The following is a 24,731-nucleotide window of genomic DNA, read 5'->3' on the forward strand; positions in this document are numbered from 1 at the left end:
AAGTGGTACTTTTATCGCTCTCAATAATGGAGTGGCTGGTTTCCAAGCCGCTAGTGATGCGATCATTCAACTGAGTGGTTACAACATTGCTGCCGCTACACCAGTGGTAGTGATCTAGATTGAGAGATCATTTAAGTTTGCAGGCAGTGGGAGAATCTTCTCCTACTGCCACTAGGGGTCTTTCAAAGCCTAAGCTTCCTGTTGTTGTTCTGCGAAGCCTAAGAGGGGGGTGATTCGGTAGTAGCGATGGGGGCTTAATCCTTTGCTTTGCTGTGCATTGTAGTCATGGATAACTGGACTTCCCCCGTATAAACATACTGGCTATGGCTAAAAGTCTTACAGAGCCTGAGTTAAAGCCATGTAATACAAATGTCCTACTGGATGCAAACTTCTGAAGTCCTTACGCAGATAGGGTTTGAGGTAAAAGTTTTCAAATTTGACCCTTCGACCATTATAGCTTGTTTCGGGGCAGAAAACCAGCAAAAACATGGCTACAGAGGGAATCGCTTACTCTAGAGATTAATGACACTATCTGTTATAATCTGGTTAGCGATCGCTATACAGCCAACTCTACGGAATCGCTCTACTCCAGATACAGTCAACGGTACAGACATTTTCAAGCGAAAAATGTACCCAGTAGCCTCTTTTCAATTTTTTCTGAGACGCTCCCTAAGGGTTTTGTTGATTTTTTAGTATTGTAAAGTATTACATAAAACTGGGCCAAAACGAGGGTGAGTTAATAAGATAACCCACCCTGAAAGAGATTTAGCGATCAACTGACCCCATAATAATATCAATACTGCCTAAAATCGCCATAATATCGGCAACTTTTACCCCTTTGAGGATATGGGGCAGAATTTGAAGATTATTAAAATCGGCGGCCCGAATTTTCCAACGCCAAGGGAAAACATCATCATTACCGACGATAAAGATACCTAATTCCCCTTTACCACTTTCCAAGCGCACATAATGTTCACCTTTAGGGATTTTGAAAGTGGGGGCGACTTTTTTGGCGATATATTGATAGTCAAAATCATTCCAAGCTGATTTTTTCCCTTCTGCCATCCGTTTCGCTTCCAGATTTTCGTAGGGACCACCGGGTAAACCTTTCAGTGCTTGCCGGATAATTTTCACCGATTCGCGCATTTCCCGAATCCGCACCAGATAACGAGCAAAACAATCGCCGGCGGTTTCCCAATGCACTTCCCAGTCAAAATCGTCGTAACACTCGTAATGGTCAACTTTTCTTAAATCCCATTTCACCCCAGAAGCGCGCAACATCGGACCGGATAAACCCCAGTTAATCGCTTCGTCTCTGGTAATGCAGCCTACCCCTTCAATACGACGGCGGAAAATCGGGTTATTAGTGATTAATTTTTCGTATTCGTCCACTTTCGGGTCAAAATAGTCACAGAAATCCACGCACTTATCCACCCATCCGTAGGGTAAATCCACCGCCACGCCACCAATGCGGAAATAATTATTATTAATTAACCGCATTCCCGTGGCAGCTTCCCAGAGGTCATAAATCATCTCCCGTTCCCGGAAAATGTAGAAAAAGGGAGTTTGTGCGCCTACATCCGCCATAAAGGGGCCTAACCAGAGTAAATGGTTAGCGATGCGGTTGAGTTCCAACATAATCACCCGGATATATTGCGCTCGTTTGGGAACGGCGATATCGGCTAATTTTTCGGGAGCATTGACCGTAATCGCCTCATTAAACATCCCTGCGGCGTAATCCCAACGACTAACGTAGGGAACGTACATGACATTAGTGCGATTTTCGGCAATTTTTTCCATGCCCCGATGAAGATAACCGATCACGGGTTCACAGTCAATCACGTCTTCCCCGTCGAGGGTGACGATTAAGCGCAAAACACCGTGCATCGACGGGTGATGAGGTCCCATGTTTAAAACCATGGGTTCTGTTCTCGTTTCAATTTTTGCCATAGGGCTACCGATGATCCCGAAAATCTTTTTAAAGTTATTATAAGTAAACGCTTCGACAATACACAAGGACTATCGGGTATCAGTAATCAGTAATCAGTAATCAGTAATCAGTAGTCAGGAGATTATTTTTATTTATTCTCCCCACTACCCCACTACCCCACTACCCCACTACCCCACTACCCCACTACCCCACACCCTACACCCCACACCCTACACCCCACACCCTACACCCCACACCCTACACCCCACACCCTACACCCCACACCCCACACCCCACACCCCACCTCCCCACTTCCCCGCTCGATCGAGTACAATAGAGTGTTCAGCAAAAGTGATCGGCTATTAGCTTTGATTAGTCCTTCGGTAAGAATATAAACCAGAGAAAAGAGCTATTAAGAGCGGCAATAAGCTGAAAAAGCTCAAAAACTGAATTTTAGGCTGAAGGCTGACGTTAGCTTGCTGAAAGCTGAATCCCTTTGATAATTTTTTTTACTTGAATCACCGTGGTTATCCAAATCGACTCAACTCAAAACTACGAAACCAAAACCCAAGAGATCGCTAGACAACTTTTAGCCGAAACTCGCGAAAAAAAAGGTCTTTGGTCTGCTTTACAGGATCAAATGCGTTGGGATGATAAATTACTCGATTGGGCCATGTCTAACCCCAATTTACGAGTACAATTATTCCGTTTTATTGACTGTTTACCCGCTTTACGCAGTAATGCCGAGATCGCTAATCATCTCCAACAATACCTCGGTGATGCTTCCGTAGAACTGCCCAGTGCGCTGAAAAGTATCCTCAACTTTAGTGATCCTAACTCCCTACCGGCTCAAACGGCCGCCAGTGTGATCAGTAAATCCGTAGAAACTTTAGCTCGTAAGTATATCGCCGGGGAAGACCTAGGGCAAATTACTCGCACTGTCACCCGTCTGCGCAAGGAAAAAATGGCTTTTACCATAGATCTCCTCGGTGAAGCGGTAATTACTGAAGCGGAAACCCAAGTTTATCTACAAAGTTATCTGGATTTAATGACCCATTTGGCTCAAGAAGCGACCAAATGGAATAAAGTTAGCCAAATTGATGAAGCGGACGGCGACTTACTACCACAAGTGCAGGTTTCTGTCAAGCTAACTGCCTTTTATTCTCAGTTTGATCCCATGGATCCCATTGGCAGTAAGGAGAAAGTTTGCGATCGCATTCGCCTACTATTGCGACGCGCTCAGGAGTTAGGGGTAGCAGTCCATTTTGATATGGAACAGTACGTTTATAAAAACCTCACCCTGGCTATCCTGAAAGAATTACTCCTAGAAGAAGAATTTCGCAGTCGTACCGATATTGGCATCACCCTACAGGCATATTTAAGAGATTCTGCCCAAGATTTACAAGATTTAATTAATTGGGCCAAAAAGCGCGGTTATCCCCTGACTGTCCGGCTAGTCAAAGGTGCTTACTGGGATCAGGAAACGATTAAATCTAGGCAAAATCACTGGCCACAGCCGGTATATAACGAAAAATCAGCCACCGATGCCAATTATGAGCGGATGACGCGGTTATTATTGGAAAATCATCAATATTTATACGCCGCCATCGGTAGTCATAACGTGCGATCGCAAGCCTTGGCCTGTGCGATCGCAGAAAGTTTAGAAATTCCCCGTCGTCGCTTTGAAATGCAGGTATTGTACGGCATGGGCGACCAATTAGCCAAAGCGTTAGTGAAGCGGGGTCATCGGGTGCGGGTTTATTCCCCCTACGGACAACTCTTACCCGGTATGGCCTACCTAATCCGCCGTTTATTAGAAAATACCGCTAATAGTTCCTTCCTACGGCAAAATTTGGAGGATCGTCCCGTGGAAGATTTAATCGCAGCCCCCCGGGTTTTAGGCAATGATAACCCGATTATCCTCGGTTTTCCTAATGCCCCCGATACAGATTATGCCAACGAGCAATTAAGAAATAAAGCGAGTCAAGCTCTTACTTTTGTCAAAAATTCCCTCGGTAAAACCTATTTGCCCCTAATTAACGGCGAATACGTCGCCACCAATGTTCAAATTAATTCCGTTAATCCCTGTAACCCGCAGGAAATAGTGGGGAAAGTAGGCTTAATTGAGGTGGAACAGGCAGAAAAAGCGATCATAGCGGCGAAACAGGCTTTTCCCGCTTGGAAACGCACCCCAGTGGCAAAAAGAGCCGAAATACTGCGAAAAGCGGCGGATTTGATGGAAGCGCGACGACAGGAGTTATCGGCCTGGATTTGTTTGGAAGTGGGCAAAGTTATCCAACAGGCGGATCCGGAAGTGTCAGAAGCGATCGATTTTTGCCGTTATTACGCTTCCGAGATGGAAAGACTGGATTTAGGGCATAATTTCGACGTAGCAGGTGAGAATAATCGTTATTCCTACCAACCCCGGGGTATTGCTTTAGTGATTTCTCCCTGGAATTTCCCCCTAGCCATTGCGGTGGGGATGACAGTAGCAGCTTTAGTAGCAGGTAACTGCACGCTATTGAAACCTGCCGAGACTTCTTCGGTAATTACGGCGAAATTTGCCGAGATTCTCCTAGAAGCGGGTATTCCTGCCGGAGTCTTCCAATATATCCCGGGTAAAGGTTCCCAGGTGGGGGCGCATTTAGTTAGCCATCCTGATGTTCACCTAATCGCCTTCACCGGTTCACGAGAAGTGGGCTGTCGCATCTATACAGATGCCTCCATCGTCCAAAAGGGTCAAAAACACCTAAAACGAGTTATCGCCGAAATGGGCGGCAAAAATGCCCTAATTGTCGATGAGAGTGCCGATTTAGATCAGGCCGTTGTCGGTGCGGTTAAGTCCGCTTTTGGCTACACCGGCCAGAAATGTTCGGCCTGTTCGCGGATAATCGTTCTGGAAAGCGTCTATGATAGCTTTGTGGATCGCTTTGTCGAGGCTACCGGGTCCCTCAATATCGGGCCGACGGATTTACCGAGTACGGAAGTAGGACCGGTTATCGACGAGAAAGCTCAAGCAAGAATTCGGGAATACATCGAAACTGGCAAAAAAGAGGCAGAATTAGCCCTAGAGATGCCGATTCCAGAAGTTGGTTACTTCGTTAGTCCCACCGTCTTTAAAAATGTTCCCCCCGATGCGGTAATAGCGATGGAGGAGATTTTTGGTCCAGTGGTGGCGATTATCAAAGTGAGCAATTTTGAGCAAGCTTTAGCTGTAGCTAACGGAACCGACTATGCTTTAACCGGTGGCTTATATTCCCGCACTCCTGCCCATATTAACCGAGCTATGCAGGAATTTGAAGTGGGAAACCTCTATATTAACCGGGGAATCACCGGTGCGATTGTCTCCCGTCAACCCTTCGGGGGTTTCAAGATGTCGGGGGTGGGTTCCAAAGCAGGGGGGCCCGATTATCTGCTGCAATTCCTCGAACCTCGTCACATCAGCGAGAATATTCAACGTCAGGGATTTGCACCGATTGAAGGGGCCGATTAAGCCATTCACAGCTAAAATTGGCGATTATTGGGGGTTTATACCCCCAAATCTGGTTCATTTATCGGCTAAGACTAAATCCAGTTATTAAAAACTGATTATTTATTCTCCGTTTTGCCTATTGCCTATTGCATCTCCTGATATGTAGCCTATACTTAAGGGATTTAGTATTACTTCCCACTTGATCTCTCAATCCAAGCTTTTGGGGGGTTCTACCCCCCAAACCCCCCGTTGGGGGCGTGGCGCCGCCCCCAAACCCCCCGCGCATTAGTTTTTCGGTGGGATGCTTACACGCGGCTGCTGATACATCTGTAATAATTTAAGAGTCACTCCCCTTGCAGGAGTACCTCTCCTGATATGTAGCTTATACTCAAAGGATTTAGTATGATCGACGAATTGGCGTTATTTCAGCTTCTATTTTCAAGTCAGTATTCAGGAGTCAGGAGACTATTTTTATTTGTTTTCCCTTCTCCCCACTTCCCTATCTCCCCCATCTCCCCACTCTCCTAGACTTTTTAAACAGGATTTAGTATGACAGGGGACTCCCCAACTGTTGTCTTTCTTACCCAATTTCTTGGCTGTCAACCTACTGCTATATACTTAAGTTTACAATTGCGTCAGCCCATCAAGAAAAGACTATGACGATTGAAACCGTTGCCACAAAACCCTTTAGTGACCAAAAACCGGGGACTTCCGGACTGCGAAAATCCGTTCCCGTTTTTCAACAACCCCATTATCTGGAAAATTTTATTCAAGCTATCTTCAATACTTTAGACGGTATCGAGGGTCAAACCCTAGTTGTCGGTGGAGATGGTCGTTATTATAACCGTCAAGCTATTCAAACTATCCTGAAAATCGCCGCCGCTAACGGTATCGGTAGAATACTCGTGGGAACCGATGGTATTGTCTCCACTCCGGCTATTTCTGGCTTAATTCGCGAAAATAACGCTTTTGGCGGTATTGTTCTCTCCGCTAGTCATAACCCCGGCGGTCCAGAGGGGGATTTTGGCATTAAGTACAATATTACTAACGGCGGACCGGCCCCGGAAAATATCACCGATGCAATTTATGCCGAGACTAAGGTGATTAGCAGTTATAAAATCCTCTTAGGGGCCGATATTAATCTCGATCGCCCCGGTTCCTTTAAACTGGGAACTATGGATGTGGAAGTGATCGATGCGGTCACTCCCTACGTCAAAATGATGGAAAAGATTTTTGATTTCGATCGCATTCAGGCCCTACTCACTTCTGGTAAGTTTAAAATGTGCATGGATTCTCTCCATGCGGTGACGGGTCCCTACGCTTATGCTCTATTTGAACAGCGTTTAGGTGCGCCCAAGGGTACAGTGTTAAATGGTATTCCCCTAGAGGATTTTGGTGGTGGTCATCCCGACCCTAACCTAGTCTATGCCCATGATCTGGTAGAAATTCTCTTTGGTCAAGAGGCTCCGGATTTTGGGGCTGCTTCCGATGGAGATGGCGATCGCAATATGATCCTCGGTCGGAATTTTTTTGTCACCCCCAGTGATAGTTTAGCTGTACTGACTGCCAATGCTCATCTAGTACCAGGGTATCAAAATGGTATCACGGGAGTGGCGCGATCGATGCCCACCAGTGCGGCGGCCGATCGAGTAGCGGCTAAACTGGGAATTGACTGTTATGAAACTCCCACCGGTTGGAAATTCTTCGGTAATTTGTTGGATGCGGGGAAAGCAACCCTTTGCGGGGAGGAAAGTTTCGGCACGGGTTCCAATCATATTCGCGAAAAAGATGGTTTATGGGCGGTTCTTTTCTGGTTAAATATTTTGGCAGTTAAAGGGGAATCGGTAGAGAAAATTGTCCGCAGTCATTGGCAAGAATTTGGCCGCAATTTCTATTCTCGTCATGACTATGAAGAAGTGGCCTTAGAACCGGCCAAAGAGATGATGGCACGTCTCCAGAAGCTGGTTTTAGACCTTAAGGGTCAAAAATTTGGTAACTATGAAGTGGAATATGCCGATGATTTTAGCTATACGGATCCCGTGGATGGTAGTGTGAGTAAAAATCAAGGGATTCGCATTGGTTTTACCGATGGTTCTCGGATTATTTACCGTCTATCGGGTACGGGAACTAAAGGAGCAACTCTCCGGGTTTATCTAGAAAGTTATGAACCGGACGCAAGTAAACACGATATCGACACCCAAAAGGCCCTACAGCCGTTAATTGATTTAGCTGAAGAAATCGGTCAAATTCGTCAATCTACTGGACGGGAACAACCCACGGTTATTACCTAAAATCTAGGGATCAGCTATCAGTTTTTATCGGGGAATTTTTTGACCCGCTCATCACTGATAGCTACTCCTTAATTACTTTCAGTAATTGCCCTGTGGTACAATTTTTGAATTCCCGTCACTAATTTATCTAACATTGATCGATGGCTATCATGAGTCGGATCGAAACTCTGCACTTTGGTTAATAATTTCGCTTCCTGTATATCCACGTCGTCATCGCTATAGATTAAAGTGCTAATCGATGTTAGTAGATCTTGATAGATTTCTGGACTAGGATTATCGCCTAAATAGGACTCTAACCATCGATAACATTCACTGGTTTTAACTGGTTTTAGTTCCGATAATAGTGGTTTTATCTCCGGATCATCATCAAGTTTTTCCCTCACAGCTACCTGTCGTAAATAATTTCTTTCTGATGGTTGAATGACACCATCAATCCAAGCAACACCGATGAGAATTTTCAGTAATTGTTTATTTTTCATCCCACACTTCCTTGACTAACTTAGCCATAAAAAAACCGTCTTGATTATGCCGATGGGGTAACACTTCGATCGCTCCCGTTTCTGTATAGTATTCTGAGAAGCATGAATTAGAGTCAGGAGTGGCCATTTTCCAATCGGGATGAGCGGCTAAAAACTGCTCGATCACTCTTTCATTTTCTAACGGATCGAGAGTACAGGTGGCATAAACTAAGATTCCCTTCGGTTTTACCCAAGTGGCAGCCGAGGCTAAAAGTTCCCCCTGTCGTTTGGCTAGTACAGGTAAATTTTCCGGTGTTTGTCGCCAACGTATATCAGGACGCTTGTGCAGGGTTCCCAATCCTGAACAGGGAGCATCGATTAGTACACGATCGGCGATGCCGTGCCACTGGGGACGATCGCGACTATCCCCTAGATGTATTTCGATCGCTTTTAAGTCTAATCTTTTAATATTGGCTTCTAACTGTCGTAAACGGGATGCCGTTTGATCACAGGCTAATATTCTACCCCGATCGCCCATTAATTCGGCAATATGAGTGGTTTTTCCCCCCGGTGCTGCACAAGCGTCGATAATTGTCTCTCCGGGCTGGGGATCGAGGAGATAGGTGACTAATTGGGCGCTAATATCCTGTAGGGTGTAATTTCCGGCTCGAAATCCCTCTAAACGCTCAATATTGCCTAAACCAGAGGTTAAACGACAAGCTAAAGGTAATTTAAGATGATGAAAAGTTATATTGGCTGATTCTAACTCATTTTCTAGGGCTTCTCGGCTAGTTTTCAGGGGATTAATCCGAATATCGAGGTCAGGAGAGCGATTAAACCATTGACACAGTTGTTCCGTTTCCGTAACACTAAAGCGATCTAACCACAATTGCACCAACCAATCGGGGAAACTGTGGAGAATACCCAATCTAGAAGCGGTATTTTCCGGCAAAATTAAAGGATCATCGCCATTAGCAGTTAAACGGAGATATTGCCGCAGCATTCCGTTAACCACCGCCGCTAATTTGCCTAAATGACTGATTTTAGTTAATTCTACCGCCGTATTCACCGCCGCTGATGGGGGAATCTGGGAGAGATAACGCAGTTGATAAAGACCAATATGGACAATTCGCCGTAAATCTGGGGGTTGCTGGGCCGCGGTTTTTTTCCCCAGGCGATCGAGCAGCGCATCCAGAGTTCTTTGTCGGCGCATTATACCATAAACAATCTCCGTTGTCAAGGCTTTGTCAAGACAATTTAAGGAACTAGCGGACAAATGGCGATCAAGAGCGCGATCGGGATAGGCGGAGGAGCGATCGATATCGCGTAAAATCAGCAAAGCCAGCTGACGAGCATTATTCATGCGGTTTCCAGACGATTGCGGAGGAATTGGCGTAATATAGTCAGCGCCGGAATCGGGATTTCGTGGCCCATATTTAACTCGTGATATTCGACGTTAACCCCCAAACCAAGCAGTAAATCCCTGGCTTGACGAGCGGCAGCGATAGGAACGACGGGATCCTGCTTACCATGAACAATTAAGACATTTTGTGGTCCTTGGGGATGGGGTTCACTGTGCAGATAACCACTCAAGGAACCCAATCCCGCCAAGGGTAAGGATAAACCCACATCCAGCGTCATCGCTCCTCCTTGGGAAAAACCGGTCAAAAAAGTCCGCTCTAGGGGAATACCGGTAGTTGCCTCTAGGGAAATAATCCAATCGTGCAACTGTTGACGACTAGCGACTAAACCTTGATAATCGGAGGTTTCTAACGCATACCAGGCGCGTCCCCCCGGCACTTGCGGATGATCGAAGGGAGCATTAGGAAACAAAAATTGACAATCAGCCAGATCCAGCATCGATGCAAGGGGGGCCAGATCCATGGCATCAGCACCCCAACCGTGCAGCATGATCACTAGATAGCGAGCGGGATTTTCCGGGGAAGGGGGAATGACAATCGGGTTAAAAGACAGAGTTTTTTCCTCGCAATTCTTTTTTATCTCTATTCTATAGCGATTTTCCCGGCAGTGAGATGGGTGTGGGGGAGTCTTTTCAGTGATCAGTGATTAGTAACCAGTAATCAACAATGTTCGACCGTTCCGGTTAAATAGCGGATGGGGTCGGCAAAGGGAATAAACAGATTATCTTCAAACTGACTGAAAATCTGTTCTAAGTAGTCGGACATAAATTCTGTTGTCTATCTTAAGACCCACATTCCGCACTTTATGATTAAGTCGCAATAACGCCACCAAGAAAAACTGATTGAACCGACAAAATTTGTTGAGATTAGAGAATTTTTACATCTGACTTCACCAAGAGTAATTTGACAGAAGCAAGGATCGCTCAAGTTAGACATGGTTAAACTAAGGTGTCCTAATTTATTAGAGACTTTTCGGAGAAAAAGTTTTTTCTGGGATTGGCTTAAACTGAATTTGCTCAATTTGATTCTCAACTTACTTGGTAGTGATTTTGGCAATAAATCGAAAAATATTGAAGAATATCAAGAATCTCCTCAGTTAAATTACTGATCGGGCTTTGAGCATTAATTTTTACTAAATGAATCCCCTGTAAAACCTGAAATATCCATCTTAAAGTTGGTTTATCTAAAGAAGTATTGAATGTTCAATGGTTTAAACAAGAACTAGAAAAATTAGTTGTGGAGAATTCTCCTGCTGATTTAAGTAGGTGGGTGGAATTAAATATAAGATGAACGTAGGTTGGGTTGAAGCATGAAACCCAACGCCCGCTCATGTTATGCTACCGTTAACCCATCCTACAAATAATTGTGCCTCCCTACTTAACTACAAAATTATCTTTCTTGGCACTATTAGGTTTTATAGGATTTATTATTTGGTCATTATGGCAACCAAAAACTACTAATGTCGTGGTGACACCCTCACCTAGTATTCCAGAAATTTGTGATAAACGAGATTTTAATATCAGCTTAGACAGGACTATTCAACAACTGCAAGAATTGGAAAGGAAACAAGGTGATCAGTTTTCGGCTATAACTCTCATGGGCAATTTCCCCTTTATAGTAATTGATTTAATCCCTTATCGTTCACTCAAAACTGCTTTTTTTCTGATCCAGATAGCGAGAATTGTCAGGAAAAGTAAACCCATCACTCCCGCTAAAGGATTTTTATCGATTCCAGTTAACCAATCGGGAACAGTACCAGTGTATTTAATTAACTGACCCACATTTAATATATAGTATGCCCAGATTAAACCCCCGTGCAGACCGATACTTTTACCCAAACTACCACCACAGGCGCGTTTTGCCCAACCGAGAATCAATCCTAGGAGGACTAAGGCAGGAAATTGGGGAAAAATGCGGATAATTTCGGCTAAAGGTTTAATAAAGTGAGCAAGCGCGAAAATTAAGGCACTAATCACTAGAGCGATAGCAGGACGATAATCCTTTTCTAATTCTCCCAGTAACCAGCCCCGAAATAGCAATTCTTCGGCAAAACCCACCGCTAAAGCGACTAAAAACCCCTCCAGGATGATTTTGCTGATCTGGGGATTTGCGGGTAAGAAATTTAACCAACCTAGGAACGCTTGGGACAGAAAAAGCGAGAAAGTGAAAAATAAACCGATCGCTAACCCGTTAATTAACTCGATCGGCGTTTTTCTTCGCCAAATCAACCCATAATCGGCTAATCCCTCATCACCATAAATTGTCCGTCCCCACCAATGGGATAACCCCAAAAATTCCAGATAGAGAACAGAAAGGGTCAAAATTGAGACCAGATTAGCATTAGTGGCAAAAAAGTGATAGAGGGGAAGTGCGATCGGCAACCAGAGAAAAAGTAAGAGCAAAATAAAAATTCCCAGTCGCAGGGGGACTGGGTAAGTGGCAATTACCCGCAATCTTTTATTCATCGGGTTCGATACTGCTAGTCAAACCTTTATTTTTCAAGGTTTCACAGTAAAATTCCGCGTGTTCTTGGATGCAGGTAATCACCAAGGCTGTACCATTCGTGTGCGCTTCCATCATGATATCGACTGCTTGGGGTTGCGTCATACCGGCGATCGTTTGCATTAAACTCTGAACCACATACTCCATCGAGTTAAAGTCGTCATTGTGGAGTAAAACGCGATAACGCGGTGCTGGTTTACGGATTGTCGCTGTGGAACGCTTTTCGATGACTTCTGTGGACACCGTGTCTCTCCTTTGAATCTATATCACAAATAAAGGTCAATTACTAATGATCATAATCAAAATTTCCAGATTGAGCTAGGCTTTTTTTGTGATCCGTGAGGGGTTGGGTGTTGGGGAGTGGGGGACAGCCAAAGGAATGACATTTTTAGATGGATAAGTAGCTGGTTATAATTAAATTAAAAATCGATTTTAGGTTCGATCCCCCCTGCCCCCCTTGATAAGGGGGGTGCCGATCCCCCCTTAGTCCCCCCTTGATAAGGGGGGTATCTGACAACTTTTAACGCCTACCTACTTAGATCATAATTGAATTAATTGGCTAATTTAAGCTTATTTTCCCATGGCTACTGGCGAATTACAAAATCTCGATAAAAATATTCAACGCTTGAAAGAACAATTAGCGGAAAAGCGAAACACTTTAGTCACAATTGCACCGGAAGAACAAGTTAGGATCAAGCAGCAGATCGAAGATTTACGCCGACAAATTCGGAATTTTGAACGAGAAAAATGGGATTTAATCGCCAGCGAGAGTCAAGAATCGTCCTTTCCTGATGCCGAGGTAATGGTAGCAGAAATTGTCACAGAATTGACGGCAATTACCACAGAACCGCCCCGTGAACTTGCTTCTGTACAAATCTTAGAATTATTAAACCAAATTCTGGCTAAACTCAATCAACCAGAGGGACCAGCAGCAGCCAAATTAAAAGCGGCTATATCTACTATACCTCCTTTTGTTTCCCTGACCTACGAGGCGGAATTAGATACTGAGTCAACTTTTAAGCGTTATTTTCCCACATTTAATCGTGTGATTGCAGGGGTGAAAAATCGTCTAAAAAAGTAAGTAATCCCTCTATCCCTAGTAATGTGGGCAAAAGTACGGTTAATTTTGTCGGGAGGGAAGATGAGTTAACCTTAATTCATCAGCAATTGCAAACAGAACAAGGGGTGATTGTTTGTGCAGTGGAAGGGTTAGGGGGAATAGGAAAAACCGCTTTAGCTTTGGAATATGCGAAACGATACCAACAGGAATACGCGGCACAATATTGGTTATCCTTACGACTATCGGGTTTAGCAGAAGAAATAGTTAAATTAGCTGGTTCCTATCTATCTTTACCAGAAATATTGAAAAAAGAATCTTTAGAAAAACAAGTGAACTGGTATTGGCAAAATTGGCTACCTCAGCAGGGAAAATTATTATTAATTCTCGATGATGTCCCCAATATCGACAGAATTCCCGATCGAATGTTACCAAAAGATTCTAGGATTAAGATATTAGTCACCACTAGGGAAAGGTGTCTTAGTACGGAATTTGAGTCTATAGCTTTAGATGTTTTACCCTTAGATAAATGTGTAGAGTTATTAACCAAAATTGTTGGCACTGCTAAAGTTGAGAAAGAAAAAGCTTTAGTAGAACAGATTTGTCACGAAATTTTAGGACGCTTAACCTTAGCAGTGGAGTTGGTGGGGGAATATTTAGCAAAAAATCGTCATTTAAAGTTTAGCCATTTACGCGATAAATTAAATTTAGCTCATACTGCTTTAACTAAGGAAAGAAACCACAGAGATTATGGACATTTAGGGGTAGCAGCCGCAATTAAAATCAGTTGGGATGATTTAAGTTCTGCTGGTCAAAAAGTGGCAATGCTGTTGAGTTTATTCGCACCAGTGGCTATTGCTTGGACGTTGCTAGAAGATACGGCAAAATCCACGGAAATTACCGAAAGCGAACTAGAAGAAGCGCGGGGACAATTGGATAATTCTCATCTGATGCAACCCGTGGATGAGGACTATTCTTTTTATCGGATTCATCCCCTCGTGAGAGAATTTTTTCAACAGCAATTACAGGAAATTCCTAAGATAAATTCTCTTTATCGATGCGCTTTTGTGGAAACTTTGTTAACCATTGCTAAAACTATCCCGCAAACCCCCACAAGGGAGATTATTGCAGCGGTAACTCCCGCAATTCCCCATCTGCAACTTGTCAGTCAAACCATGTTAGATGATATTCCCAACCCGGAAGATAATTTAATTCAGGTGTTTCTTGGGGTAGCTTTGTTTTATAAGGGACAGGGAGAATATGATTTAGCAGCAGTTACCTTAACAAAATGTTGTGAAGAAATCCAATCTCGCTTAGGAGAAAACCATCCCCATGTTGCTGCCAGTCTCAATAATTTAGCAGGATTATACCGCTCCCAAGGCAGGTACGCAGAAGCAGAACCCTTATATAAGCGCTCCGTTTCTCTGATAGGACAGCTATTAGGAGAAAACCATCCTAGTGTTGCTACCAGTGTCAATAATTTAGCACTCTTATATCAATGCCAAGGCAGATACACAGAAGCAGAATCGTTGTATAAGCACTCCCTTTCTCTAAGGGAACAGCTATTAGGAGAAAACCATCCCGATGTTGCACAAAGTCTCAATAATTTAGCTTTTTTGTACCAATGCCAAGGCAGATACATAGAAGCAGAACCCTTGTGTAAGAGATGCCTTTCTCTGATAGAACAGCTATTAGGAGAAAACAATCTCTATTTTGCTACCAGTCTCAATAATTTAGCGGGATTATACGAATCCCAAGGCAGATACGCAGAAGCGGAACTCTTGTATAAGCGCTCCCTTTCTCTGAAAGAACAGCTATTAGGAGAAAACCATCCTAGTGTTGCTAAAAGTCTCAATAATTTAGCGGTATTATACGAATCCCAAGGCAGATACGCAGAAGCGGAACCGTTGTATGTGAGAGCTATTGCTATTTATCAAGAAAGATTAGGAGAAAATTATCCCGATACCCAAAAAGTAAGGCAAAATTTTATGATTCTGTTGTCGCGATTATCCGATGAAGAATTACAGTAAAGATTCCCCGATGAGATAGTTAATCTGTTAAAAAGTATCAGGTAGGTAAAAAAATATATATCTCCTTCCCCGGTTTTACTGGGGAACGCTCAGTTGCCGGGATATCCTAACCAAGCTTCTCAATCTTCTAGTTCAGAGAAATCGAATAAAGCTGCTGCCTTCCTTTAAATACGCGCAAAAAAGTCCCGTACAACTGGCAAAATTTTGTCTTTGCTCTGTATCTTTTATTTGCTTGACTTTTTGAGCAACTTGTGCTAATAAATCTGGGAGCGAGTCTAAAAATAGGGTGTAGGGAACGGGATTTGATCGCCAATACCGCATCAGATTATACTTCATCTTTATGAGAAAAGCAGTATGAAGACAGGCACTGATGCAAAAGGGGGAATAAATAATCAGTTTTTAATAACCGGATTTAGTATGACCCTAGCAGCCTAAAAATAGCAAAAAACCCGGTGGGAAAATCTCCCCACCGGGTCAAAAAGGCAAAAGTAAAGAATTATTTCTGATCGGCCTTTTTGCTTGACTTATCGCCCATTTTGTACTTACGCAGGAAGCGATCGACCCGGCCCTCCGTATCGATCATCTTCTGGGTTCCCGTATAAAAAGGATGATTACCAGACCAAACCTCCACATGAATTTCTGGTTTTGTCGAACCCACCGTCATCACCAGTTCACCATTACAGATCACCTTAGCTTCCGGATACCAAGTAGGATGAATTTTTTTCGGCATAATAAACCTCTCTATTAACCTAACGTTTCGAGTATTGAGGCGCTTTACGCGCTTTGTGAAGACCGTATTTTTTCCGTTCCTTCGCCCGGGGATCCCGAGTCAGATAACCTTCACTCTTGAGGGGAGGACGATTTTCCGGGGCCAATTGACATAAAGCTCTAGCGACACCCAATTTCACCGCGTCCGCTTGGCCGGTCAAACCACCGCCCTCGGCCTTAACGATGATATCATACTCGTTTTCCAGTCCCAAGGTCTCCAGAGGAGCCTTAATCGTCTGGATATAGGTGGGAATACGGTTAAAATGGGTTTCTCCATCGCGACCGTTAACGGTAATTGCCCCCGTCCCCGGCACCAGACGCACGGAAGCGACCGCTGATTTGCGTCGTCCCGTTCCCCAATAAACTACCTTATTTTTACTGTCCGTGGCTTGCATTGACTTAATTTCCTCCTGCGGGAATCGTATTAATCGCTAAAACTTCCGGTTGTTGTGCCTGATGGGGATGTTCCGCACCGGCATAAACTTTCAGTTTCGTGAACAATTTCCGACCTAAGCTATTTTTCGGGAGCATTCCCTTAACAGCGTGTTCGATAATCCGTTCGGGAATGCGTTTTTGCAGTTTATCGAAGCTTTCTACCTTCATACCACCCGGTCTGCCGGAGTCGCGGCGATAAACTTTCTGTTGGCGTTTTTTGCCCGTCACTGTCACTTTTTCAGCGTTAATAACAATGACAAAATCCCCCGTATCCAGATGGGGGGTGAAGGTGGCTTTATTTTTGCCCCGTAGAATCATTGCGATCTCGGTGGCCAGACGACCTAGACGCTGATCGGCCGCATCAATGACGTACCATTTCTGCTCTAGAGTCTCTAAATTTGGTAGAGGTGTTTTGTTCATGGTCAGTTTGCCTTGGTTTACAAAAATAAACTTTTAATCTCTATGCTCGGAAATAATAAAGAGGCTGAGTCTCGAACCAGACGCTATCGGCAAAGGGAAAATCGGCGTAACCCACCCGCAGTAAACATAGTCCTTTAGCTGGTGCGGCGTATTTGACCAATTCTCGGCGCTGATTGACCCAGATGTCGGTAAAGTTTTCTAGCGATCGCTCACCAGTTCCCACCTCCACCAACATTCCCACCAATAGGCGCACCATCCCGTATAAAAAGCCATTGGCTTGGATTTCCATCTGTACAAACGGCCCTTGACGGTAGCACTCCACCCCCTGTACTTCTACCCAAGAATGGTCACGACTAGAGTTGGCACGGTGAAAGGCGGCTAGATGGTGCTTACCCAATAAGGGAGCCAGGGCCCTGGCCATCAAATCGGCATCGAGGGGACGATGGTAGTAGTGCCAACTAAAGGGGCTAACAAAGAGATTGGGGATGGGGTCCGTATAGAGGGTGTAACGATAACGTCGCCAGAGGGCTGAGAAACGGGCGTGCCAGCGATCGGGAACCTGGGCCGAGGCCCGAATGACGATATCGTCATCTAGCCGAGCATTGAGAACCTTGGCCCAATGGGCAGGTGGGATCGGACTCTGCTGCTGGAAATGGGCAACCTGGGCGGCGGCGTGAACACCGCTATCGGTACGTCCGGCCCCGTGCAGAGTGACCGCATGACCGAGAATATCGGCCAGAGCCTTCTCGATTTCTTCCTGCACACTCCTGTGATGGGGTTGCCGTTGCCAGCCGTGGAAATTAGTTCCCACATACTGGATAACTAGGGCGATCCGCGACTGGGGGCAAGCTGTCATCGTTACATCAGTTCGATAATCGCCATAGGGGCATTATCCCCGCGACGGCGCAGGGTACGCACTACCCTGGTATAACCGCCGTTACGGTTGCCATAACGGGCTTGGGCGCCTTCAAAGAGGGCGTGAACCAGTTGTTTGTCGTAGATGTAGCCCATGGCTTGGCGACGGGCGCTCAGGGAACCGTCTTTAGCTAGGGTGATAATGTGGTCTACCTCTGCTCGCACCGCTTTTGCTTTCGCTAGGGTGGTGGTGATCTGACCGTGGCGAATTAGCTGGGTGGCCAAGCTGCGCAGCAGTGCCTTTCTTTGGTCAGCCGGCAGACCCAATTGAGGCACTTTACACCGATGTCTCATAGTATTTTCCTGGAATTGGGTTTACTTGCTTTTTTCTTGGGGTAGGGTGATGCCTAACCGTTTTTGTAGGGCTTCAATGACTTCTTCCGCCGATTTCTGCCCAAAGTTTTTGATTTCTAAGAGATCTTCTTGGCTGTAATCGAGGAGGTCGGCTACGGTGTTGATCTGCGCTCGCTTCAGGCAATTGTAGGCGCGCACAGATAATTGTAGTTCCTCGATCGGAATTTGGTTTTCTTGGTTGATCTCTTGGTCGTCAAAGTTACCTGAGGATTCGAGGGCGTTGAGATCCTTGAGCGGGTTAAAGAGATTAACCAGCATATCGGCCGCTTGGGAAAGGGCTTCTTTGGGGTTAATGCTCCCGTTTGTCCAAATTTCTAAGAGCAGACGATCTCTAGCTTGACCGCTTTCGGAACGGATATCTTCGACGCTGTAGTTGACTTTGGTTACGGGCATAAAAATCGAGTCGATTTGCAGAAAGTCTAGCGAAGTGGCCTCCTCTTTACTGCGATCGATCGCCCGGTAGCCTTTGCCTTTTTCCACGCGAAATTCCATCTCTAGCTTGGCCCCTTCGGCTAGGGTGGCGACGTACTGATTGCGATCAACTATCTCGATTTCTGAGGGTAAATCGAATTGTGCCGCCACTACTGTCGCCGGTCCAGTTGCCACTAAACGCCCGATCTGGGTTTGATTGGTGTAGCTTTTGAGGATGATTTCTTTCATGTTGAGCATGAGTTCCATCACGTCCTCGCGTACCCCCTCGACGGTGGCAAATTCGTGATTGACTCCCGCAATCCGCAGGGCCGTCACGGCCGCTCCTTCCAGATTGGAAATGAGAATCCGTCTCAGGGCATTACCTACGGTCGTACCCTGGCCTCTTTCCAGAGGTTCTAGTACGAATTTACTGTACTGACTCTGATTCTTGTAAGTTTTTGCTTCTACACACTCGATTTGAAATTGCGCCACCGATTGACCTCCCTTGTTCAGTTTTCAGTTATCAGTTATCAGTTATCAGTTTTCTTTGGCTTTCAGCGTTTAGCGTTTGGCGTTCAGCTTTTTGAGCAGATGGTCTTTGACGACCGGATTCTGCTGCTGATGCGCTCAAAGCTAACGGCTGTCGGCCTCAAGATCCCTGTCACCTGAAAAAGCTGTTCACTGTTTACACTCTCCGGCGTTTGGGAGGACGACAACCATTGTGGGGGATGGGAGTCACGTCCCGGATCAGGGTGATTTCTAATCCTGCTCCTTGCAGGGCCCGGATTGCGGTTTCCCGTCCTGCCCCGGGGCCACTAACCATCACTTCTAGTTGACGCATTCCCTGTTCGATCGCTCGGCGGGCGGCGTTATCGGCGGCGGTTTGGGCGGCGAAGGGGGTTCCTTTTTTGGCTCCTTTAAAACCACTCGATCCCGCCGATGCCCAAGAGATCACATCGCCTTTGGTATCGGCGATCGTGACAATGGTATTGTTGAAGGTCGATTGAATGTGAGCGACTCCGGTAGGAATATTTTTCTTCTGTTTTTTCGGTCCGGTTTTTTTGGTTGGTCGCGCCATAGTTTTTCTTGATTGGGGGATATCGCAATGAATAAAAAATTATTTCTTGGAGGGGGCTTTTTTCTTCCCTGCCACTGTCACCCGACGACCGCGACGGGTCCGCGCATTGGTTCGCGTCCGTTGCCCGCGCACGGGTAATCCTAGCCGATGCCGACGACCCCGATAGGTGCCGATATCGGCGAGGCGTTTGATGTTCATCGCCTCCCAGCGTCTCAAATCCCCCTCGATTTGATAATTTGTTTCGATATAAGTCCGTAGCGCCGCCACGTCTTCATCGCTGAGATCCTTGACCCGAGTGTCAGGGTTAACACCCGTCGCAGATAAGACTTCTTGGGAACGCGATAGACCCACTCCGTAGAGGTAGGTCAGGGCGATTTCCACACGCTTATCGCGAGGTAGGTCTACACCAGCTATCCTTGCCACGCTTTTTTTTTCTCCCTATGAACGATTTTTTTTCCAAAAACGACTACAATTAACGGTAACGATTCTCTGCCCCAAGACAGTGACTTTGGTGGGTTAACCTTGTCTCTGCTTGTGTTTGGGGTTAGAACAAATTACCATGACTCGACCGCGCCGACGGATGACGCGGCACTTTTCGCACATTTTTTTGACAGACGCTCTAACTTTCATGCCTAAGTATTCTGGCAACACTGCAAGCTTATTATTATATCAGATTTGTTTTACCCGTGTCACCTATTTTTTTAAAATAAATTTGGCCGCTTATTAGACTTTTTGGCTTCTCTGCCCCTATTTATCGCTATTTTTTTTGATTTTTCAGGCGATAGGTGATTCTGCCTTTGGTTAGGTCGTAGGGGGTCAGTTCCACTTTGACTCGATCGCCGGGGAGGATTTTGATATAATTACGTCGGATTTTGCCAGATATATGGGCTAAGACGTTGAAACCGTTATCTAAATCCACCCTAAACATGGCGTTGGGCAAAGATTCGGTGACGGTTCCTTCCATTTCGATGAGATCTTGTTTAGACAAAGTTAATTCCTCAATTTCACTAGAGACAATTTAATTTAATGATCGGCAGCAGCAACCGTGCTTTCAGCACAATTCCCCCAGTATAGCTTATCAGTTATCAGTGATCAGTAATCAGTAATCAGATGTGAGTTTTCAGTCCACAGCAAAAAAGCTCCCCATCTCCCCACTCCCCCCGCAACGCGCACGAAGTGGTCTCCCGACTCCCGACCCCCATCTCCCCACTCCCAGGCAGTATTAACGAGTAATATTTAGATAATCAACAGCTTAACATTGCTGTGTTTTCACTGATGACTGATGACTGATGACTGATGACTGATTACTGATTACTGTTCCCTGAAAAGCTAGATTACTCGACGACAATTCGCCATTCATGGAGTTCGTATTCCACACAACCATTCTCGATTAAAGGATCGCGAACTATAATTGCTTGAGCCTCCTCAAGAGAATCGGCCTTAAATAATAACATTCCGCCGCCCCTTTCTGCCCAATAACCGGTTTTTGCTGCTCGTCCTTGGCTAATTAAATCACGCACATAGTCCTTATGGGCGCTGACATAGCGATCGAAGGTAGTTTTATCAACAATGCCTTTTTCTATCTTGACAAACCAGGGCATAAATTTCCAGTAGGCTAGGACGGATTAACAACCCTATAATTATACCGATTAATCTTGGCCGTCGATGCTGCCATGTAACAGAGCTAAGCTCTTCCTAATTTAAATTGCTTGTTGAGACGAGGCAAGGGGCAAGAGGCACTCATGCAACCCCCCCAACCCTAGTAGGGTTGATTCATGAATCAACCCTACCTTGAATCAACCCTACTAGCAGGGGGACGAGGGAGATTCGGCTAATCTAAGAATAAGCGGTTTAAATACGTCTTAGCTTATACAATTAGCTTAGAGTTGTGGAAGACTGCTAGAATCGAGGTGACAGCCTCATTTCTGTAGCTTTGCTTGCTTCCATGAATCAACCCCAGGGATCTCTATTTTTTATCGCGCTTTTGCCGCCGCCAGAAGTACAGGAAATTGCCACAAAAATCAAGTTAGAGTTTGCAGAAATTTACAATAGTTGCGCCGCCCTGAAATCGCCTCCCCACGTCACTCTCCAACCCCCTTTCCGCTGGAATTTAGGACAATTACCGGATTTAGAAAGATGTTTAGAGGAATTTGCCCGCTTGCACGCTCCTATTCCCCTAATTCTCCAGAATTTTGCCGCCTTTAAACCGCGAGTCATTTATATTAATGTCCAGAAAACGCCAGAATTATTAACCCTGCAAAAACGGCTTTTACAGCAGCTAGAATCTTCCCTGAATATCATTGATAATGTCTCAAAAAGCCGAGCTTTTTCGCCCCATTTAACCGTTGGCTTCCGAGATTTAACTAAAGATAATTTCTGGAAAGCTTGGTCAAAATATGCTAATCAAGAGCTATTTTTTGAGGTGATGATCGATGAAATTACCCTCCTAATTCATAACGGTAAGCACTGGGAAATTTATCGGCAATTTTCTCTATGAATCTAGACCCTTGCAGGTTTCTATCTACAGAGGAAGGGGTTCTAGTGCTAAAATAGGAGAGAGCAGCTTTAAAAGCTTTATTTCTGGCTTTTTTGCGATATTTTAACCTATAGAGCCATTTTACTGCGACTCCGCCGCCCTGAAACCTATGTTACTCAAAAATCCCCCGAAAATCTCCCCCAATCTGATCAAACAGCTAGAAGCGATCCTTGGCAAAGATGGAGTCATCCGTCGCAAAGATGAATTATTAACCTACGAGTGCGATGGTATCACAGGATACAGACAAAGACCCGCTCTTGTGGTGCTGCCTCGCAGCACCGCAGAAATTGCGGCGGTGGTGAAACTCTGTCACGATAACGAGATTGCCTGGGTAGCGAGGGGTGCAGGAACGGGCTTATCGGGAGGGGCGTTACCCTTAGAAGAGGGGATTCTCATCGTCACGGCGCGGATGAATCAGATTCTCAGGGTTGATTTAGATAATCAAAGGGTGGTGGTACAGCCCGGGGTGATTAATAATTGGGTGACGCAAGCAGTAAGCGGGGCGGGATTTTATTACGCACCGGATCCCTCTAGTCAAATTATCTGCTCGATCGGTGGTAATGTGGCGGAAAATTCCGGCGGGGTTCACTGTTTAAAATACGGCGTGACTACCAATCACGTTATGGGCTTAAAAATCGTCCTTCCCGACGGTTCAATTATCGATGTGGGGGGTGCGGTACCGGAACAACCGGGCTACGATTTAACCGGTTTATTTGTGGGTTCCGAGGGAACTTTAGGCATCGCCACGGAAATCACCCTAAGAATTCTGAAAACTCCGGAATCTATCTGTGTTTTACTGGCCGATTTTACCAGTATCGAGGCAGCGGGCCAAGCGGTGGCGGATATTATTAAATCGGGAATGATTCCGGCGGGGATGGAGATTATGGATAATCTCAGTATCAACGCCGTGGAAGACGTGGTGGCTACCGGCTGTTATCCCCGGGATGCCGAGTCAGTTTTATTAGTGGAATTGGATGGTTTAGGGGTAGAAGTAACCAGGAATAAGCATCGGGTTGCCGAGATTTGCCGTCAAAATGGGGCGAGAAATATCACCACGGCTAATGATGCCGAAACCCGCTTGAAACTCTGGAAGGGCAGAAAAGCGGCTTTTGCGGCGGCGGGGAAAATTAGCCCTAATTATTTTGTCCAAGATGGGGTGATTCCCCGCACTCAATTGGTCTATGTTCTTCAGGAAATTAAGGCTTTAAGTGAAAAATACGGTTATAAAATCGCCAATGTTTTCCACGCCGGGGATGGCAATTTACACCCGTTGATTCTCTACGATAACAAGGTGGAGGGGGCCTGGGAAGAAGTGGAGGAATTAGGCGGTGAAATTCTCAAACTTTGTGTGCGGGTTGGCGGCAGTTTATCGGGGGAACACGGTATCGGCATCGATAAAAATTGTTATATGCCTGCTATGTTTAACGAGATTGACTTAGAAACTATGGGCTATGTGCGGGATTGCTTTAATCCCAAGGGTTTGGCTAACCCGGGGAAATTATTCCCCACCCCGCGCAGCTGTGGGGAAGCCGCTAATGCCAAAATACAAGGGTTTGCGGGGGTGGATGTGTTTTAGGTTATCGGTAAATATTGACTGACTACTGATTACAGTCCACCTTGGGGTCCTAGGGGCAGATTGATATTGGAGGGGAAAACTGGGACTTGTCTTTCCAGAAAACGCTGAGTGATTAATTCTCGGAAAATCTCTAGGTCTTTTTGCCATTGTCCCAGATATTGTTTGAGCAGATTTAATCGATCGCTGCCCTCGGCCAGATTATAGTTAAAGTTACCAGCAAATAATAGCGCCCCTAAAATTTTGCCATCGGGTAATTGCAATTTTGCCTCGTTAATCGCCACGGATAGCTGAGAGGTTTCTAACTGATAAAATAGATTGATGCCAGCTTGTAGGGGTGCTGTACCGAAATTGAGCCAGGGACCGGGGGCCAAAAGAGTTTCGGTGATATATTTTTTAGCGGCATCGGGACTACTAGGGAAAGGAACAATACTTTTCGGGGCGATACCCAGGGCTTGATATTCGGCTAAAGGGAGTTTATCTAGATATAAACCGACAATTTCCGGCAGTTTCAGGTTCAGGCTATCGGGAGAGTTAATTATCTCCACAAAGGTAATTTTCCGGGGTTGGGCGACGATGCTGATACCATTTTGAAAATTAACTTGAGCGTAATTAGGATTGAGTACCGGCTGGCCATTTAATTCCCAGTCGGGGGGAACTATTCCCGAATATTTGAGGAAATCAACCGTTAACATGGCGGGATTGAGGCTTTTGGCGGTAATTGCGATGGCAAGTTCTTGTATTTCCCGCAAACTAACCAGAGGTTGATTGGAGTTATTGTCAGTGGTGGTAATCATCAATTTTCTCCTTGGATATTTAAGTTTTCTTTCTAAGTGGGTGGGGGTTAAAAATTGTTCAGATCTGCCCCTTATTAAGGGGGGCAGGGGGGATTAAGGGGGGATCAAAGACAAAATCTATCTTCAATTTAATTGAAACCACTTAAGTAGGTAGGCGTTAAAAGTTGTCAGACACCCCCCTTATCAAGGGGGGCAGGGGGGATCCCCCCGCCTATCGGCACCCCCCTTATCAAGGGGGGCAGGGGGGATCGAACCTAAAATCCATTTTTAATTTAATTATAAC

27 protein-coding genes are annotated in these 24,731 nt (G+C 45.4%); 8 read left to right on the plus strand and 19 right to left on the minus strand.

The features are described 5' to 3' along the window. Positions 1–13: 13 nt before the first annotated feature. Positions 14–118 (plus strand): bluetail domain-containing putative surface protein, encoded by a 105-nt coding sequence (locus IM509_RS24190; protein ID WP_353847219.1) that lies wholly within the window; start codon positions 14–16, stop codon positions 116–118. 647 nt (positions 119–765) lie between these two features. Here IM509_RS24190 and IM509_RS17730 read toward each other — a convergent pair. Further along, positions 766–1,950, minus strand: a complete 1,185-nt coding sequence (locus IM509_RS17730) for an NAD(P)H-quinone oxidoreductase subunit H (protein WP_002767386.1) — start codon at positions 1,948–1,950, stop codon at positions 766–768. A 503-nt stretch (positions 1,951–2,453) separates the two neighbouring features. Here IM509_RS17730 and pruA point away from each other — a divergent pair. Beyond that, the gene (pruA, locus tag IM509_RS17735) at positions 2,454–5,423 is read left to right on the plus strand and encodes an L-glutamate gamma-semialdehyde dehydrogenase (protein ID WP_072923649.1); all 2,970 of its coding nucleotides are present in this window, start codon (positions 2,454–2,456) and stop codon (positions 5,421–5,423) included. A 635-nt stretch (positions 5,424–6,058) separates the two neighbouring features. Continuing rightward, the gene (locus IM509_RS17740; RefSeq protein WP_185236736.1) at positions 6,059–7,693 is read left to right on the plus strand and encodes an alpha-D-glucose phosphate-specific phosphoglucomutase; all 1,635 of its coding nucleotides are present in this window, start codon (positions 6,059–6,061) and stop codon (positions 7,691–7,693) included. 68 nt (positions 7,694–7,761) lie between these two features. Here IM509_RS17740 and IM509_RS17745 read toward each other — a convergent pair whose 3' ends face one another. The 5 genes from IM509_RS17745 to clpS all read right to left on the minus strand — a co-directional run bounded on the left by IM509_RS17745 (position 7,762) and on the right by clpS (position 12,317). Further along, positions 7,762–8,172: a tellurite resistance TerB family protein gene (locus IM509_RS17745; RefSeq protein WP_185236735.1), complete on the minus strand. Its 411-nt coding sequence runs from the start codon at positions 8,170–8,172 to the stop codon at positions 7,762–7,764. Then, complete coding sequence (locus IM509_RS17750) at positions 8,162–9,514, minus strand: 16S rRNA (cytosine(967)-C(5))-methyltransferase (RefSeq protein ID WP_052276001.1); 1,353 nt, start codon at positions 9,512–9,514, stop codon at positions 8,162–8,164. Before IM509_RS17750 ends, IM509_RS17745 begins: the two co-directional genes overlap by 11 nt. Next, complete coding sequence (locus IM509_RS17755) at positions 9,511–10,104, minus strand: alpha/beta hydrolase (protein ID WP_307719611.1); 594 nt, start codon at positions 10,102–10,104, stop codon at positions 9,511–9,513. The genes IM509_RS17750 and IM509_RS17755 overlap by 4 nt, the downstream gene beginning before the upstream one ends. A gap of 1,102 nt (positions 10,105–11,206) precedes the next feature. After that, positions 11,207–12,037, minus strand: a complete 831-nt coding sequence (locus IM509_RS17760) for a CPBP family intramembrane glutamic endopeptidase (RefSeq protein WP_052275999.1) — start codon at positions 12,035–12,037, stop codon at positions 11,207–11,209. After that, positions 12,030–12,317, minus strand: a complete 288-nt coding sequence (clpS, locus tag IM509_RS17765) for an ATP-dependent Clp protease adapter ClpS (protein WP_002738526.1) — start codon at positions 12,315–12,317, stop codon at positions 12,030–12,032. Before clpS ends, IM509_RS17760 begins: the two co-directional genes overlap by 8 nt. A 337-nt stretch (positions 12,318–12,654) precedes the next feature. On the opposite strand from clpS, the gene IM509_RS17770 reads away from it, so the two are divergent. Together IM509_RS17770 and IM509_RS17775 are read left to right on the plus strand one after the other, a co-directional pair. Beyond that, complete coding sequence (locus tag IM509_RS17770; RefSeq protein WP_185236734.1) at positions 12,655–13,155, plus strand: hypothetical protein; 501 nt, start codon at positions 12,655–12,657, stop codon at positions 13,153–13,155. 23 nt (positions 13,156–13,178) lie between these two features. After that, on the plus strand, positions 13,179–15,161 hold the full coding sequence (locus IM509_RS17775) for a tetratricopeptide repeat protein (protein ID WP_185236733.1): 1,983 nt from the start codon (positions 13,179–13,181) through the stop codon (positions 15,159–15,161). A 132-nt stretch (positions 15,162–15,293) separates the two neighbouring features. Here the strand turns inward: IM509_RS17775 and IM509_RS17780 are convergent, their stop codons facing one another. From IM509_RS17780 to IM509_RS17810, 7 genes are all read right to left on the minus strand, one after another. Continuing rightward, positions 15,294–15,497 carry a hypothetical protein gene (locus tag IM509_RS17780; protein WP_185236732.1) on the minus strand — a complete coding sequence of 68 codons (204 nt, stop codon included), beginning with the start codon at positions 15,495–15,497 and terminating at the stop codon, positions 15,294–15,296. Between the two features lie 160 nt (positions 15,498–15,657). After that, a complete protein-coding gene (gene rpmE, locus IM509_RS17785; RefSeq protein WP_002760058.1) occupies positions 15,658–15,891 on the minus strand; it encodes a 50S ribosomal protein L31 in 234 nt (77 codons plus the stop codon). A gap of 19 nt (positions 15,892–15,910) precedes the next feature. Continuing rightward, complete coding sequence (gene rpsI, locus IM509_RS17790) at positions 15,911–16,324, minus strand: 30S ribosomal protein S9 (RefSeq protein WP_002737094.1); 414 nt, start codon at positions 16,322–16,324, stop codon at positions 15,911–15,913. Positions 16,325–16,328: 4 nt separating this feature from the next. After that, positions 16,329–16,784: a 50S ribosomal protein L13 gene (rplM, locus tag IM509_RS17795; RefSeq protein ID WP_002735375.1), complete on the minus strand. Its 456-nt coding sequence runs from the start codon at positions 16,782–16,784 to the stop codon at positions 16,329–16,331. Between the two features lie 40 nt (positions 16,785–16,824). Then, positions 16,825–17,640, minus strand: a complete 816-nt coding sequence (gene truA / locus IM509_RS17800) for a tRNA pseudouridine(38-40) synthase TruA (protein WP_185236731.1) — start codon at positions 17,638–17,640, stop codon at positions 16,825–16,827. Between the two features lie 2 nt (positions 17,641–17,642). After that, entirely contained in the window at positions 17,643–17,993 is a 351-nt protein-coding gene (rplQ, locus tag IM509_RS17805) for a 50S ribosomal protein L17 (protein WP_002766099.1), read from the minus strand. A 21-nt stretch (positions 17,994–18,014) separates the two neighbouring features. Continuing rightward, positions 18,015–18,956: a DNA-directed RNA polymerase subunit alpha gene (locus tag IM509_RS17810; RefSeq protein ID WP_002737965.1), complete on the minus strand. Its 942-nt coding sequence runs from the start codon at positions 18,954–18,956 to the stop codon at positions 18,015–18,017. Positions 18,957–18,959: 3 nt separating this feature from the next. On the opposite strand from IM509_RS17810, the gene IM509_RS17815 reads away from it, so the two are divergent. Then, complete coding sequence (locus IM509_RS17815) at positions 18,960–19,133, plus strand: hypothetical protein (RefSeq protein ID WP_158499321.1); 174 nt, start codon at positions 18,960–18,962, stop codon at positions 19,131–19,133. Positions 19,134–19,149: 16 nt separating this feature from the next. Here IM509_RS17815 and rpsK read toward each other — a convergent pair whose 3' ends face one another. The 5 genes from rpsK to IM509_RS17840 all read right to left on the minus strand — a co-directional run bounded on the left by rpsK (position 19,150) and on the right by IM509_RS17840 (position 21,143). Next, a complete protein-coding gene (gene rpsK, locus IM509_RS17820) occupies positions 19,150–19,542 on the minus strand; it encodes a 30S ribosomal protein S11 (RefSeq protein ID WP_002735413.1) in 393 nt (130 codons plus the stop codon). A 39-nt stretch (positions 19,543–19,581) separates the two neighbouring features. Next, positions 19,582–19,965: a 30S ribosomal protein S13 gene (gene rpsM / locus IM509_RS17825; RefSeq protein WP_002735415.1), complete on the minus strand. Its 384-nt coding sequence runs from the start codon at positions 19,963–19,965 to the stop codon at positions 19,582–19,584. Positions 19,966–20,058: 93 nt separating this feature from the next. After that, complete coding sequence (gene rpmJ, locus IM509_RS17830; RefSeq protein ID WP_012593611.1) at positions 20,059–20,172, minus strand: 50S ribosomal protein L36; 114 nt, start codon at positions 20,170–20,172, stop codon at positions 20,059–20,061. 127 nt (positions 20,173–20,299) lie between these two features. Then, positions 20,300–20,530, minus strand: coding sequence for a translation initiation factor IF-1 (gene infA / locus IM509_RS17835; protein WP_002737109.1), 231 nt, complete (start codon positions 20,528–20,530; stop codon positions 20,300–20,302). 346 nt (positions 20,531–20,876) lie between these two features. Next, positions 20,877–21,143 carry a YciI family protein gene (locus IM509_RS17840; RefSeq protein ID WP_002736524.1) on the minus strand — a complete coding sequence of 89 codons (267 nt, stop codon included), beginning with the start codon at positions 21,141–21,143 and terminating at the stop codon, positions 20,877–20,879. 344 nt (positions 21,144–21,487) lie between these two features. Between IM509_RS17840 and IM509_RS17845 the strand changes: the two genes are divergently transcribed. Continuing rightward, positions 21,488–22,039: a 2'-5' RNA ligase family protein gene (locus tag IM509_RS17845; protein ID WP_052275994.1), complete on the plus strand. Its 552-nt coding sequence runs from the start codon at positions 21,488–21,490 to the stop codon at positions 22,037–22,039. Between the two features lie 148 nt (positions 22,040–22,187). Continuing rightward, a complete protein-coding gene (gene glcD, locus IM509_RS17850) occupies positions 22,188–23,654 on the plus strand; it encodes a glycolate oxidase subunit GlcD (protein WP_002796022.1) in 1,467 nt (488 codons plus the stop codon). 29 nt (positions 23,655–23,683) lie between these two features. Here the strand turns inward: glcD and IM509_RS17855 are convergent, their stop codons facing one another. After that, positions 23,684–24,448 carry a hypothetical protein gene (locus IM509_RS17855; protein WP_052275993.1) on the minus strand — a complete coding sequence of 255 codons (765 nt, stop codon included), beginning with the start codon at positions 24,446–24,448 and terminating at the stop codon, positions 23,684–23,686. Between the last annotated feature and the right edge of the window lie 283 nt (positions 24,449–24,731).

The organism is Microcystis sp. M31BS1 (assembly GCF_020245285.1).
GTDB classification, from domain to species: Bacteria; Cyanobacteriota; Cyanobacteriia; order Cyanobacteriales; family Microcystaceae; genus Microcystis; species Microcystis panniformis.